Origin of the sequence: Aeromonas encheleia, assembly GCF_900637545.1 — a bacterium.
GTDB classification, from domain to species: Bacteria; Pseudomonadota; Gammaproteobacteria; order Enterobacterales; family Aeromonadaceae; genus Aeromonas; species Aeromonas encheleia.
Map to the genome: position 1 here is coordinate 2,558,823 of NZ_LR134376.1, position 14,226 is coordinate 2,573,048.

Sequence of the window (14,226 nt, forward strand, 5' to 3'; positions counted from 1 at the left end):
CCCGCTTGGCGATGCGGATGACGACCGGCCGGCTCTGTTGATATGATTGAGGTTCTCTGAGCCCAGCCACGCCACCATCGTCGAGAGTCTCATGCTTGCCACCACCTTGCTGTTCATGACCAGTGCCCTCTACGCCGAGGCCATCGGCGGTTACTCGGCCGGTTGCCTGACCCATGCCATGGCCCTGCCGCTGGAGGGACCCGGCTATCAGGTGATCCGCAGCAAGCGGCTGCGCTACTACGGCCATCCCGATCTCATCCACTACCTCACCCAACTGGCCAACCAGACCCGGCTGGCGGGCATGCCGGATCTCTATATCGCCGATCTGGCCATGGCGCGGGGCGGCCCCTTCAGCTCCGGCCATCGCAGCCACCAGACCGGCCTCGACGCCGACATCTGGTTCCGGATGGCCGATCGCCCCATCAGCAAGTGGGAGCAGGATGCCCCCAAGGAGTGGGCGCTGATCGACGAGCCCAGCTACCGGCTGCTGCCGGGCCGCTTCGGGCCGCAGCAACTCACGTTGCTGCGGCTGGCCGCCAGCCAGCCCGAGGTGACCCGCATCTTCATCAACCCCGTGCTCAAGGCCGAGGTGTGCCGGCGCGCGAGTGACGAGCCCTGGGTGCACAAGCTGCGTCCCTGGGTTGGCCACTTCAGCCACTTCCACGTCAGGTTGCGCTGTCCGGCGGGCAGCCCGGATTGCCAACCCCAGGCGCCGATCCCGCCAGGCAACGGCTGCGGCGCCGAGCTGGCCTCCTGGATCAAGGACAAACCCCAGCTGCCCAGGGTGTCAATGAGCTACCAGGCCCCGGTGCTACCGAGCCGTTGTGGCGGCTGACCACAAGCTGGTATGGTGTCAGCGCCGAATCATATAGATCCAATGGAGACAACAAGATGGCCACTTCTCTCTGGCGCACGACCACGCAGAGCCTGTTGATGCTGACCCTGCTGCTGGGGTTGACCGGATGCGGCATGAACAACATCCCGACCCTGGATGAACAGGTCAAGGCGAGCTGGGGCCAGGTCGAGAACCAGTACCAGCGCCGCGCCGACCTCATCCCCAACCTGGTGGCGACCGTCAAGGGCTATGCCAACCACGAGCAGGAGACCCTGAAGGCGGTGACCGATGCCCGCGCCCGGGTGGGCAGCCTGCAGCTAAGCGATCCGTCCCAGCTCAAGGCGTTTGAAGCCGCGCAGGATCAGCTCTCCAGCGCGCTCTCCCGACTGATGGTGGTGGTCGAACGCTACCCGGATCTCAAGGCCGATCAGCAGTTCCTCACCCTGCAGGCCCAGCTGGAGGGCACCGAGAACCGCATCGCGGTGGCTCGCCGCGACTACATAGAGGCGGTGCGCCAGTTCAATACCGAGATCCGCACCTTCCCGGGCGTCATCTGGTCCAAGCTGCTCTACTCGGACTTGACCGCCAAACCCAGTTTCAGCGCCAAGCCGGGTGCCGATGAGGCGCCCAAGGTCAGCTTCCAATGAGCTCAGTGATCCGCTGGCTGCTGCCCTGCCTGCTGCTGTGGGTGACGGCGTTGCAGGCGGCCCCCGCGTTTCCGGCCCTCAGCGGCCGGGTGGTGGACGAGGCGAGCCTGATGTCGCGCAAACAGGCGCATCAGCTCACCCAGCAACTGGCCGCCTTCGAGAAGCGCAGCGGCATCCAGCTGGTGGTGGTGTCGGTCGACAGCCTGGATGGCAACACCATCGAAGAGTACGGCTATCAGCTCGGTCGTCACTGGGGCATCGGTCAGAAGGCGCGCAACAACGGCGTGCTGCTGCTGATCGCCCAGGATGAGCGCAAGGTGCGCATCGAGGTGGGTTATGGCCTGGAGGGGGCCTTGCCCGATGCCATCGCCGCCAACATCATCCAGACCCGGATCCTGCCCGCCTTCAAACGCGGCGACATGGTGGCCGGCATAGTCGCCGGCAGCCAGGCCATCATGCAGGCCCTGGCCGGGGAATACCAACCGGCGGACGCCCCCAAGCAGGACGACAAGCTGGGGGGCCCCTGGCTGTTCATCCTGGCGGTGATCGTGATGCTGGTGCTGCACAACCTGCGAGGTGGCGGCGGAGGTGGCTCGGGCGGGCGTCGCCGGGCGGCCTATCTGGCCACGGGCTTCGGGGCAGGTCGCTCCGGCGGCGGTTTCGGTGGCGGCGGCTTCAGCGGTGGCGGCGGCAGTTTTGGGGGCGGTGGTGCCTCCGGTGGCTGGTAATCAGGGATAAAGAGACAACATAATGATTTCGAAACAGTTTTATCACACCTTGCAGGCCAGGGTACGGCAAGCCGAACAGGCAACGGACGCCGAGCTGGTCACGGTGCTGGCCCCGGCCAGCGATGGGTATCGCTACATCCCCACCCTCTGGGCCGCGCTGCTGGCCATGCTCACCCCCCTGCTGGTGTTCCAGCTCGGCTTCTGGCTCGGCTGGTACGAGATCCTGCTGGTGCAATGGTCGGTCTGGCTGCTGCTCAGCCTGCTGTTCCACTGGACCCCCATCAAGATGCGGCTGATCCCGAGGAAGGTGCGCCAGCACCGGGCCGCGCTGATGGCCCGCCTGCAGTTTGTCGAGCAAGGGCTGCACCGCACCCGGGACAGGCTGGGGGTGCTGATCTTCGTCTCGGTGGCCGAGCACTATGTGGAAATCCTGGTGGACGACGGCATCGCCCAGCACATCGACAACGCGCAGTGGCAGCAGATCATCGACGACTTCGTGGTGCGGGTGCGCAACAAGGAGGTGGAGCAGGGTTTCCTCGAGTGTGTGGAGCGTACCAGCGCCATCCTGACCGATGCGTTCCCGGCCACCCGGGATCAGAACGAGTTGCCCGACAGCCTGATCATCCTGGACAAACCCTGAACTGGTGTAAAAAACCGGCATTCTGTTCAAGGGATAGGCATTCGATAAAGATTCTGAAAAATAAGGGGAAAAGTGTTTGACCCCGGGTCAGCTTTCCCCTAAATTACGCCCCGTTCCGGCGCAATGGCGCAACGAACCGGTGTTGGCTGAACACCTTAAACAGCAGACAAAAATTTGGTGAGGTGTCCGAGTGGCTGAAGGAGCACGCCTGGAAAGTGTGTATACGGCAACGTATCGAGGGTTCGAATCCCTCCCTCACCGCCAAATAAAGCAAAAGGGCCTGTCGCAAGACAGGCCCTTTTGCTTTATCCGGTGATGGGCGGCTCGGTTCTAACCCTGGTTCGACAAGGGGGGCAGGACAGCCCCCTTGGACAGCCGCAGGCTGCCCGCAGGGCGAGCGCCAGGGATGGCGCGAGTCAATCCCGACCCACCGCCAAACAGTAAAACCCGACCTCATGGTCGGGTTTTTGCTTTGAGGGCCTGTCGCAAGACGGGCCCTTTTGCTTTATCCGATGGCCGAAGACGCAAGCACCCCTTGCTTCAGCAAGGTGGTGGTCACCCTCCCGGACGGCCAAAAGCTGCCCATGGGGAGCGTGTGTAATCCCGATTGAACACTCCATCGTAATACCCCCCCAGCCGGGCTTTGCTGGCTGGCCCCCCCTGGTTGCCACCGCCTCTCCCCTGCTCGACTCGACTGTAAAAACCACTTTCTCCCCTTCCCCTCATGATTCTCTCTCCCCGGCCGAAAACAAGGGGGATGCCGGCGTCGGTTTGGCCTCTCAGATATTGTTCATCGATTGGATATCGTTTTGAAAAACTGATAGTTAAATGGCTACACTAGCCGCATTCAATACATAGGGATCTGGATACATGAGTCTGATCGGTTTGCTATTTGCCTTGGCAGCCATATTGGGTGGCAACATGATCGAGGGCGGGCATCCGAGCGCCCTGCTCGATCTGCCCGCCTTCCTCATCGTGATCGGGGGAACCGTGGGGGCCGCCCTGACTCAGTTCCCCTTCTCCGTCGTCGGTAAAACCTTCAAACGCTTCAAGTGGCTGCTTACTCCCCTCAAGCTCGACATGCTGGAGCAGGCCCAACTGCTGGAAACCCTGGCGGGCAATGCGCGGCGCAGCGGCATGCTGGCGCTGGAGGGCATGATCGACGACATCAAGGATCCCTTCCTGCAGAAGGGGGTGCAGATGATGGTCGACGGTTACGAGAAGACCAAAATCCACGAGGTACTGGAGAACGAGATTGAGTTCGAGCAGGAAGATCTCGAGCAGACCGTCAAATTCTACGAGGCCATGGGCGGCTACTGCCCGACCATGGGGATAGTCGGTGCCGTGTTCGGCCTGATCCATGCCATGGGGCTGCTCGATCAGCCCGACAAGCTGGGGGGCGCCATCGCGGTGGCCTTCATCGCCACCATCTACGGGGTCGGCGCCGCCAACCTGATCTTCCTGCCGTTTGGCAATCGCTACAAGGGCTTCGCCCACCAGATCCGCCACTACAAGGAGATGACCCTGACCGGCATCCTTTGCATCGTCGACGGCGAGTCGCAACAGCGGCTGCAAGTGACCCTGGAACCCTACCTCGGAGGCCACGGTGGCGAAAAAGAAAAAGGCTGAGGCGCCGGAGAACCATGAGCGCTGGCTGGTCTCTTATGCCGACTTCATGACCCTGCTGTTCGCCCTGTTCGTGGTGCTCTACTCCTTCGCCATGGCCAAGCAGTCGGAGACCCGGGTGCTGATCCAGGGCTTCATCGAATCCCTCGGCAAGATCGGCCTCATCTCCCTGCCCGCCGGCTCCCCCGTGATGCAGGGCGGCACCGGCATCCTGGAGCCCGAGTCCAAGACCACTCCGGGGACCTCAGACAAGGAGAAGGTGCTGGAGACGGAGGCCCCCACCTCGGCCGCCGATCCCTTCAACGAGACCATAGGCGCCTCGGAGAAACCCAGTGCGACCGAAGCCTGGCCGCACAAGACCAAGGAGCAGGAGTGGGCCACCCTCACCAAGCAGAAGCTGGAGCAGCAGCTCAAGAACCAGATTGAGTCCAAGGATCTGGAGGTGGAGCAGCTCGGCAGCCAGCTGGTGATCCGCATCGGCGAGAAGAGCCTGTTCCCCGCCGACTCGGCCTTCCTCCAGCCCCAGTTCATTCCCCTGGTCAACAAGGTGTCCGATGTGCTGGCCGACATCCCCGGCATGGTGGTGGTGACCGGCCACACCGACAACTCGCTGACAGCGGTGGAGCTCTATCGCAACAACTGGGAGCTGTCGGTGCTCAGATCCGCTGCCATCGTCCATATCCTGCTGACCAACCCCAAGCTCGATGCCAGACGGATTGTGGCCCAGGGCGTGGCCGACACCCAGCCTCGCTATGCCAACGACACAGCTGCACACCGGCAAGCCAACCGGCGGGTGGAGATAGTGCTCTCCCAGGGCAAGGCGGCGGAACAAGCCCTTCCCCTCCTGGCCCCCTGATGAAAAGACCCCGCATTGCGGGGTCTTTCGTTTTTCCGATTAGTTTATTTTTCAAGCGAACTTGCCATTTTCCTTACCCCGTAAAAGCGATTGAAAATGATTCTCAAACAGGAAGATTGACCTTGCTAGCAAAAAGCGATTTTCCTCCCGCTGATTAATAATTAATCCTTTGAAATGACATGTAAATCAGTATGGAACTGGCATAATACGTAGCATCCTTGTTAAGTCACATGATTAATTCGGTTAGGGAAAACTCCTATGTTTGCTGATATTGCTGTCCAGCATTGGGCCTTTGCTGTCTATGTCATTGGGGCCATCTGCATCTGCCTGACCATGATAGGCGTCGCGGCCTTGCTGGGGGGGCGAGCCTATGGCCGCGCCAAAAACCGACCCTTCGAATCCGGCATCGAATCCGTCGGCAACGCCCGTCTGCGTTTCTCCGCCAAGTTCTATCTGGTCGCCATGTTCTTCGTCATCTTCGACGTCGAGGCGCTCTATCTCTTCGCCTGGTCCGTTTCCGTACGGGAAAGTGGCTGGGTCGGCTTCATCGAAGCCACCATCTTTATCACCCTGCTGCTGGTAGGCCTCATCTACCTGTGGCGTATCGGTGCCCTCGACTGGGCCCCGAAGAAGCGCGTCCTGACTGACAAGAAGCCAGACTGATTTACCGATTATCCCTTTGAGGTTGCACCATGAAGTACACCCTGACCCGGATTGACCCGGATGCGCCCGTTGAGCGCTACCCCCAGGAACAGCGCCAGACCGTCGATGATCCGCTGGCGCAACAGGCGAGCCGCGGCATCATGATCGGGCGGCTCGAGGAGGTGTTGCAAGACACCGTCAACTGGGGCCGCAAGAACTCGCTCTGGCCATACAACTTCGGTATCTCTTGCTGCTATGTCGAGATGTGTACCGCCTTCACCTCCCCCCATGACGTGGCCCGCTTCGGCGCCGAGGTCATTCGTGCCTCGCCACGCCAGGCGGACTTCATGGTGATCGCCGGCACCCCCTTCATCAAGATGGCCCCCGTCATCCAGCGCCTGTATGAACAGCTGCTCGAGCCAAAGTGGGTCATCTCCATGGGCGCCTGCGCCAACTCGGGCGGCATGTACGACATCTACTCAGTGGTGCAGGGTGTGGACAAGTTCCTGCCGGTCGACGTCTATATTCCCGGTTGCCCGCCCCGCCCCGAGGCCTTCCTGCAGGCCCTGATGCTGTTGCAGGACTCCATCGGCAAGGAGCGTCGCCCCCTCTCCTGGGTGGTGGGCGATCAGGGGATCTATCGCCCCGAGATGCCGGCCGAGAAGGATCGCAAGCGGGAAGAGCGCATCCAAGTCACCAACCTGCGCACGCCGGATGAGATCTGACCATGAAATTGACCCGAGAGTTTCCCAATAACTACAGCATGGCCCAATGGCAGCCCTCCGATCACGCCGATGCCCAGGTGGTCGGCGAGCTGTTTGCCCATTTCGGCGCCGAGCGCTTCACCGTCCAGACCACCCGTACCGGGGTGCCTGTGCTCTGGCTATCCCGCGATCTGCTGCTGGATGTGGTCAGCTTCTTGCAAAAGCTCCCCTCCCCCTTCGTGATGCTGTTTGACTTGAGCGCCACCGACGAGCGGATGCGCAGCCATCGCCACGGCCTGCCCGAGAGCGACTTCACCGTCTTCTACCACCTCATCTCCATCGATCGTAACGCCGATGTGATGCTGAAGGTGCCGCTGATGGAGAGCGATCTGCACCTGCCGACCATCAGCCGCCACTTCCCCAACGCCAACTGGTACGAGCGGGAAGTCTGGGATCTGATGGGCATCACCTTCGATGGCCACCCCCACCTCACCCGCATCATGATGCCCAAGAGCTGGCAGGGTCACCCGCTGCGCAAGGATTACCCGGCCCGGGCCACCGAGTTCGATCCCTTCATGCTCGACGCGGTCAAGCAGGATCAGGAGCAGGACAACCTGCTGTTCAAGCCGGAAGAGTGGGGCATGAGCCGGGGCAACGAGAACGAGGACTACATGTTCTTGAACCTCGGCCCCAACCACCCCTCCGCCCACGGCGCCTTCCGGCTGGTGCTGCAGCTCGATGGCGAGGAGATCCGCGACTGCGTGCCCGACATCGGCTATCACCACAGGGGTGCCGAGAAGATGGGCGAGCGCCAGTCCTGGCACAGCTACATCCCCTACACCGACCGGGTCGAGTACCTGGGCGGGGTGATGAACAACCTGCCCTATGTGCTGGCGGTCGAGAAGCTGGCGGGGATCACCGTGCCCAACCGGGTCGACATGATCCGGGTGATGATGTCGGAGCTGTTCCGCATCCAGAGCCACCTGCTGTTCCTCGGTACCTATATCCAGGACGTGGGGGCCATGACCCCGGTGTTCTTCACCTTCACCGACCGGCAGAAGATCTATCTCATCATCGAGGCCATCACCGGTGCGCGCATGCACCCAGCCTGGTTCCGCATCGGCGGCGTGGCGCACGATCTGCCGATCGGCTGGGCCCGCCTCATCCAGGACAACCTGCTGAGCTGGCTGCCCAAGCGGCTGATGGAGTATGAGAAGGCCGCCATGCGCAACAGCATCTTGCGCGGTCGCACCATAGGCGTCGCCGCCTACAACACCGCGCAGGCGCTGGCCTGGGGCACCACGGGCGGCGGTCTGCGCGCCACCGGCCTCAACTTCGATGTGCGCAAGTGGCGCCCTTACTCCGGCTACGATCAGTTCGAGTTCGAGGTGCCGGTGGGCAGCAATGGCGATGCCTACGATCGCGCCACCGTGCGCATCGAGGAGATCCGCCAGAGCATGCGCATCATAGAGCAGTGCATGAAGAACATGCCGGAGGGACCGTTCAAGGCGGATCACCCGCTCACCACACCGCCGCCAAAAGAGCGCACCCTGCAGGACATCGAGACCCTGATCACCCACTTCCTGCAAGTGTCCTGGGGGCCCGTGATGCCGGCCGCCGAGTCCTTCCAGATGATAGAGGCGACCAAGGGGATCAACAGCTACTACCTGACCAGCGACGGCTCCACCATGAGCTACCGGACCCGGATCCGCACCCCGAGCTTTGCCCACCTGCAGCAGATCCCCTCGGTGATCCGCGGCCAGATGGTGTCGGATCTCATCGTCTACCTGGGCAGTATCGATTTCGTTATGTCGGATGTGGATCGTTAAGTCCCCGCAGTGACGGGACAAGAAGAATAAACGACAAAAGGTTAAGTCATGAGCCAGCAATGTCAGTGCAAAAATACATCGTCCTCAGCGGGACAGAGTGCGTGTCAGGGCAAGGGCGACGGATTCGCCCTGAGCCAGGCCGAGCGCGACGCCATCTTGCATGAGACGCACCACTACGAAGATCCCCGCGCCGCCAGCATCGAAGCACTCAAGATAGTGCAGCAGGCGCGCGGCTGGGTACCGGACGGTGCCATCCATGCCATCGCCGCCGAGCTGGGCATCCCCGCCAGCGACGTGGAAGGGGTCGCCACCTTCTACAGCCAGATCTTCCGCCAGCCGGTCGGCCGCCACATCATCCGTGTCTGTGACAGCATGGTCTGTTACATCAACGGCCATGAGCAGCTGCTGGCGGGTCTGAAAGATGTGCTGGATCTGGCCCCTGGTCAGACCTCGGCCGACGGCCGCTTCACCCTGCTACCGGTCTGTTGCCTCGGCAACTGCGACAAGGGGCCGGCGCTGATGATCGACGACGACACCTTCGGCGGGCTGGATGCGATCGGCTTGCTTAAAACCCTGGAGGCTTACCCATGAGCCTGGCATCCCTTGGCACCGCCAACCGCACCCCCCGTGCCCCCGAGACCCATCCCCTCACCTGGCGGCTGCGCGACGATGGCCAGCCGGTCTGGATCGAGGAGTACCAGGCCAAGCAGGGCTACGAGGCCGCCCGCCGCGCGCTGGGCCAGATGAGCCCTGACGAGATCGTCAGCACCGTCAAGGACGCGGGCCTCAAGGGCCGCGGTGGCGCCGGCTTCTCCACCGGGGTGAAGTGGGGCCTGATGCCCAAAGACGAGAGCATGAACATCCGTTACCTGCTCTGCAACGCCGACGAGATGGAGCCGAACACCTACAAGGATCGGCTGCTGATGGAGCAGTTGCCCCACCAGCTGATCGAGGGGATGATCATCTCCGCCAAGGCGCTCAAGGCCTACCGCGGCTACATCTTCCTGCGGGGCGAGTACGTGGATGCCGCCATCCACCTGCGCCGTGCGGTGGAAGAGGCCAAGGCCGCCGGCCTGCTCGGCAAGAACATCCTGGGCTCGGGCTTCGACTTCGAGCTGTTCGTCCACACCGGCGCCGGTCGTTACATCTGCGGCGAAGAGACGGCGCTGATCAACTCCCTGGAAGGGCGCCGCGCCAACCCGCGCGCCAAGCCCCCCTTCCCCGCCGTCTCCGGCGTCTGGGGCAAGCCCACCTGCGTCAACAACGTCGAGACCCTGTGCAACGTACCCGCCATCATAGGCAACGGCGTGGCCTGGTATCAGGGGCTGGCGCTGCCGGGCTCGGAGGATCACGGCACCAAGCTGATGGGCTTCTCCGGCAAGGTCAATAATCCTGGCTTGTGGGAGCTGCCGTTCGGCATCACCGCCCGCGAGCTGTTTGAGAACTACGCCGGTGGCATGAAGGCCGGTTATCGCCTCAAGGCCTGGCAACCGGGCGGCGCCGGCACCGGCTTCCTGCTGCCCGAACACCTGGACGCCCAGATGTATGCGGGCGGCATCGGCAAGGTCGGCACCCGCATGGGCACCGGCCTCGCCATGGCGGTGGATGACAGCGTCAACATGGTCTCCTTGCTGCGCAACATGGAAGAGTTCTTCGCCCGTGAATCCTGCGGCTGGTGCACCCCCTGCCGCGACGGCCTGCCCTGGAGCGTCAAGCTGCTGCGGGCACTGGAGCGCGGCGAGGGCCAACCCGAGGATCTCGCCACCCTGGAGCAGCTGTGCAGTTTCCTCGGCCCGGGCAAGACCTTCTGCGCCCATGCCCCCGGCGCCGTCGAGCCCCTTGGCAGTGCGATGAAGTACTTCAGGTCCGAGTTCGAGGCCGGGGTCAAGGCCCCCCATGACAATCACAAGCTGTTCAAGGGTATCCAGCCCAATCTGCTGGGCGAACGCTGGTAACACGAGGCGTCATGCCTGCTGCGAGCCATGGATTTTATCTAATTTGATGTCAGGGAAGTTGTATGGCCACCATTTATGTAGACGGTAAAGAGTTCGAGGTAGACGGCGCAGACAACCTGCTGCAAGCCTGTCTGTCGCTGGGTCTGGACGTCCCCTATTTTTGCTGGCACCCGGCGCTCGGTAGCGTCGGTGCCTGCCGCCAGTGTGCGGTCAAACAGTATCAGAATGCCGATGACAAGCGCGGCCGCCTGGTCATGTCCTGCATGACCCCGTCCACCGATGGCACCTATATCTCCATCGAGGACGAAGAGGCGAAGGAGTTTCGCAAGACGGTGGTGGAGTGGCAGATGACCAACCACCCCCACGACTGCCCGGTGTGTGAAGAGGGCGGCGCCTGCCACCTGCAAGACATGACGGTGATGACCGGCCACAACAGCCGTCGCTACCGCTTCACCAAGCGCACCCACCAGAATCAGGATCTCGGCCCCTTCATCAACCACGAGATGAATCGCTGCATCGCCTGCTATCGCTGCGTGCGCTACTACAAGGATTACGCCGGTGGCGAGGATCTGGGCGTCTATGGTGCCCACGACAACGTCTACTTCGGCCGGGTCGAGGATGGCACCCTGGAGAGCGAGTTCTCCGGTAACCTGGTGGAGGTCTGCCCCACCGGCGTCTTCACCGACAAGACCCACTCCGAGCGTTATAACCGCAAATGGGACATGCAGTTCGCCCCCAGCATCTGCCAACAGTGCTCGGTCGGCTGCAACATCAGCCCGGGTGAGCGCTACGGCGAGCTGCGCCGCATCGAGAACCGTTACCACGGCGCGCTGAACCACTACTTCCTGTGCGACCGCGGCCGCTTCGGCTACGGCTATGTCAACCTGGCCGACCGCCCCCGCCAGCCCCTGCTCCATGATGGCAACGACCGACTCGCCATCACGGTCGACGGCGCCCTCAACCGCGCCGCCGATGCCCTGCGCACCGCCGCCGGTGTCATCGGCATCGGCTCGCCGCGCGCCTCGCTGGAGAGCAACTTCGCCCTGCGCGAGCTGGTGGGTGCCGACAACTTCTATTGCGGTGTCGAGCAGAGTGAATGGGAGTGCCTGCAGAAGATGCTGCATATACTGCAGCACGGCGGCGTGCGTACCCCCAGCCTGCGCGACATGGAGGAGGCCGACGCCATCCTGGTGCTGGGTGAAGATGTCACCATGAGCGCCGCCCGCATCGCCCTGGCCCTGCGCCAGGCGGTCAAGGGCAAGGGCCGCGAGCTCGCCCGCAAGCTGAAGGTGGACCTGTGGCAGGTCGCCGCGGTGCAGACCCTGGCGCAGAACGATCGCTACCCGCTGCTCATCACCAGCCTGGATCAGACCCGCCTCGACGATGTGGCCAGCGGCACACTGCATGCGCCCCACGCCGATCAGGCCCGGCTCGGCTTCGCCATCGCCCACCTGCTTGATGGCTCGGCCCCGACCCCGCACGACTTGAGTGCCGATCAGCAGGCCCTGGCCACGCGCTGGGCCGAGCTGCTCGGCAATGCCAAGAAGCCGCTCATCATCGCCGGCTCCGGCGCCCGCTCCCAGGCCCTGCTCGAGGCGGCCAGCAACATAGCGCGCGCCCTCAAGGGTCGTGCCCAGGAGGTGAGCCTGGCGCTGGTGGCGCAGGAAGCCAACAGCCTGGGGCTGGCCATGTTGGCCGCATCGGAAGCGCCGCTGGAAGCCGCCCTGAGCCGTATCGAAGGGGAGGAGAAGCTGGCGCTGATCACCCTGGAGAACGATCTCTATCGCCGCGCTCCGCGCAACCGGGTCGATGCCGCCATCAAGCGCCTGCAGCATCTGCTGGTGGTCGATCATCAGGACACCCAGACCGCCCAGCAGGCGAACCTGGTGCTGCCTGCCGCCAGCTTCGCCGAGGCCGACGGTACCCTGGTGAACATGGAAGGTCGCGCCCAGCGCTTCTTCCAGGTCTATGCCGCCGCCTTCTACGACGCCGACATCCAGGTACGCGAGAGCTGGCGCTGGCTGGCCGCGCTGCAGGGGGCGCTGGATCACACGCCGCTGCGCTGGACCACCTTCGACGAGGTGAGTGCCGCCTGCGCCGCCTCAGTGCCGCTGCTGGCCGCCATGCTGGAGGCCGCGCCCAACGCCGGGCTGCGCATCCGTGGCATGAAGCTCGCCCGCGAGCCGCACCGCTACAGCGGCCGCACCTCCATGCTGGCGGATCAGAACGTGAGCGAGCCCAGGGTGGCTCAGGATCCGGACTCCCCCTTCAGCTTCTCCATGGAAGGCTACGCCGGTGCCCGTCAGCCGATGCAACAGGTGCCGTTCGCCTGGGCGCCGGGCTGGAACTCCCCCTCTGCCTGGAACAAGTTCCAGAGCGAGGTGGGTGGCAACCTGCGAGCCGGCGATCCCGGTCGCCGTCTGCTAGAGCCGGGTGAAGACAGCCTCGGCTGGTTCGACACCATCCCCGCCCCCTTCGGCGCCCAGGCGGCGCTGCAGGTGGTGAGCTACGAGCAACTCTTTGGCGGGGAAGAGCTCTCCGCGCGCAGCCCTGTCATCCAGGCGCGCATGGCCGCCCCCGAGCTGGTGCTGAACCCGAGCGACGCCGCCCGCTTCGCCCTCCATGCCGGCAACCTGGTAGCCTTCTCCTGGGGCGGCCACCACTGGCGGTTGACCCTGCGGGTCAGCGAGCGGCTGGCACAGGGGCTGCTCGGTCTGCCGCTGGGCGCCCATGGCCTGCCGACCGCGCTGCACCAGGCCTATGTGACTGATCTGCAGGAGGCCATAGCATGAGCGATGAAATGATCGACCTGTTGCTGGAAGTAGGCAAGGCGCTGATCGTGCTGGTGGGGATAGTGGGGGCCGGTGCCTTCATGAGCTTCATCGAGCGCCGTCTGCTGGCGCTGTGGCAGGACCGTTACGGCCCCAACCGGGTAGGCCCCTTCGGCTTGCTGCAGCTGGCGGCCGACATGGTCAAGATGTTCTTCAAGGAGGACTGGATCCCGCCGTTCGCCGATCGCCGGATCTTCGTGCTGGCCCCCATCATCGCCTTCACCTCCTTCATCCTGGCGTTTGCTGTGGTGCCCATCACCCCGACCTGGGGGGTGGCGGATCTCAACGTGGGTCTGCTCTACATCCTGGCCATCGCGGGGCTGGCGGTCTACGCCGTGCTGTTCGCCGGCTGGTCGAGCAACAACAAGTACTCCCTGCTCGGCAGCCTGCGCGCCTCGGCCCAGACCCTCTCCTACGAGGTGTTCCTCGGCCTCTCCCTGATGGGGATAGTGATCCAGACCGGCAGCTTCAACCTGAGAGAGATCGTCGAGGCGCAGGCTGGCCTGTGGAACGTGGTGCCCCAGATCCTGGGCTTCGTCACCTTCCTGTTTGCCGGCGTCGCCGTCACCCACCGTCACCCGTTCGACCAGCCGGAGGCCGAGCAGGAACTCGCCGACGGCTATCACATCGAATACGCGGGCATGAAGTGGGGTCTGTTCTTCGTGGGCGAGTACATCGGCATAGTGCTGGTCTCCTCCCTCATCGTGACCCTGTTCTTCGGTGGCTGGCACGGCCCCTGGTTGCCGCCCTTCATCTGGTTTGCGCTGAAGACCGCCTGTTTCATGGTGTTCTTCATCCTGCTGCGGGCTTCCCTGCCCCGCCCGCGCTTCGACCAGGTGATGTCCTTTGGCTGGAAAGTCTGCTTACCGCTTACCTTGCTCAACATGCTGGTAACCGGCGCCGTAGTGCTGATAAATGTGCAGTGAGGCACGA

13 protein-coding genes and 1 tRNA gene are annotated in these 14,226 nt (G+C 63.4%); all 14 read left to right on the forward strand.

The annotated features are described in order from the left end of the window. Positions 1-91: 91 nt before the first annotated feature. The 14 genes from mepA (at position 92) to nuoH (ending at position 14,219) form a co-directional block, all read left to right on the forward strand. Complete coding sequence (mepA, locus tag EL255_RS11825; RefSeq protein ID WP_042652524.1) at positions 92-835, forward strand: penicillin-insensitive murein endopeptidase; 744 nt, start codon at positions 92-94, stop codon at positions 833-835. A gap of 56 nt (positions 836-891) precedes the next feature. Then, a complete protein-coding gene (locus tag EL255_RS11830; RefSeq protein ID WP_042652368.1) occupies positions 892-1,482 on the forward strand; it encodes a LemA family protein in 591 nt (196 codons plus the stop codon). Next, complete coding sequence (locus tag EL255_RS11835; protein WP_042652369.1) at positions 1,479-2,210, forward strand: TPM domain-containing protein; 732 nt, start codon at positions 1,479-1,481, stop codon at positions 2,208-2,210. Before EL255_RS11830 ends, EL255_RS11835 begins: the two co-directional genes overlap by 4 nt. A 22-nt stretch (positions 2,211-2,232) precedes the next feature. Further along, a complete protein-coding gene (locus EL255_RS11840) occupies positions 2,233-2,850 on the forward strand; it encodes a TPM domain-containing protein (protein ID WP_042652370.1) in 618 nt (205 codons plus the stop codon). A gap of 176 nt (positions 2,851-3,026) precedes the next feature. Then, positions 3,027-3,114: transfer RNA gene (locus EL255_RS11845), tRNA-Ser, on the forward strand. A gap of 606 nt (positions 3,115-3,720) precedes the next feature. Next, positions 3,721-4,479: a flagellar motor protein gene (locus EL255_RS11850; RefSeq protein WP_042652371.1), complete on the forward strand. Its 759-nt coding sequence runs from the start codon at positions 3,721-3,723 to the stop codon at positions 4,477-4,479. Continuing rightward, entirely contained in the window at positions 4,457-5,332 is an 876-nt protein-coding gene (locus tag EL255_RS11855; RefSeq protein ID WP_042652372.1) for a flagellar motor protein MotB, read from the forward strand. The genes EL255_RS11850 and EL255_RS11855 overlap by 23 nt, the downstream gene beginning before the upstream one ends. 258 nt (positions 5,333-5,590) lie before the next feature. Beyond that, positions 5,591-5,995 (forward strand): NADH-quinone oxidoreductase subunit A, encoded by a 405-nt coding sequence (locus tag EL255_RS11860; protein WP_042652373.1) that lies wholly within the window; start codon positions 5,591-5,593, stop codon positions 5,993-5,995. A 29-nt stretch (positions 5,996-6,024) separates the two neighbouring features. After that, positions 6,025-6,699, forward strand: coding sequence for a NuoB/complex I 20 kDa subunit family protein (locus EL255_RS11865; protein WP_042652374.1), 675 nt, complete (start codon positions 6,025-6,027; stop codon positions 6,697-6,699). Positions 6,700-6,701: 2 nt separating this feature from the next. Next, positions 6,702-8,507 carry an NADH-quinone oxidoreductase subunit C/D gene (gene nuoC, locus EL255_RS11870; protein WP_042652375.1) on the forward strand — a complete coding sequence of 602 codons (1,806 nt, stop codon included), beginning with the start codon at positions 6,702-6,704 and terminating at the stop codon, positions 8,505-8,507. Positions 8,508-8,555: 48 nt separating this feature from the next. Further along, a complete protein-coding gene (gene nuoE, locus EL255_RS11875; protein WP_042043686.1) occupies positions 8,556-9,098 on the forward strand; it encodes an NADH-quinone oxidoreductase subunit NuoE in 543 nt (180 codons plus the stop codon). Further along, on the forward strand, positions 9,095-10,462 hold the full coding sequence (gene nuoF / locus EL255_RS11880) for an NADH-quinone oxidoreductase subunit NuoF (RefSeq protein ID WP_042652376.1): 1,368 nt from the start codon (positions 9,095-9,097) through the stop codon (positions 10,460-10,462). The genes nuoE and nuoF overlap by 4 nt, the downstream gene beginning before the upstream one ends. 62 nt (positions 10,463-10,524) lie before the next feature. Beyond that, positions 10,525-13,254 (forward strand): NADH-quinone oxidoreductase subunit NuoG, encoded by a 2,730-nt coding sequence (gene nuoG / locus EL255_RS11885; protein ID WP_042652377.1) that lies wholly within the window; start codon positions 10,525-10,527, stop codon positions 13,252-13,254. Continuing rightward, positions 13,251-14,219: an NADH-quinone oxidoreductase subunit NuoH gene (gene nuoH, locus EL255_RS11890; RefSeq protein WP_042652378.1), complete on the forward strand. Its 969-nt coding sequence runs from the start codon at positions 13,251-13,253 to the stop codon at positions 14,217-14,219. Before nuoG ends, nuoH begins: the two co-directional genes overlap by 4 nt. Positions 14,220-14,226 lie beyond the last annotated feature (7 nt).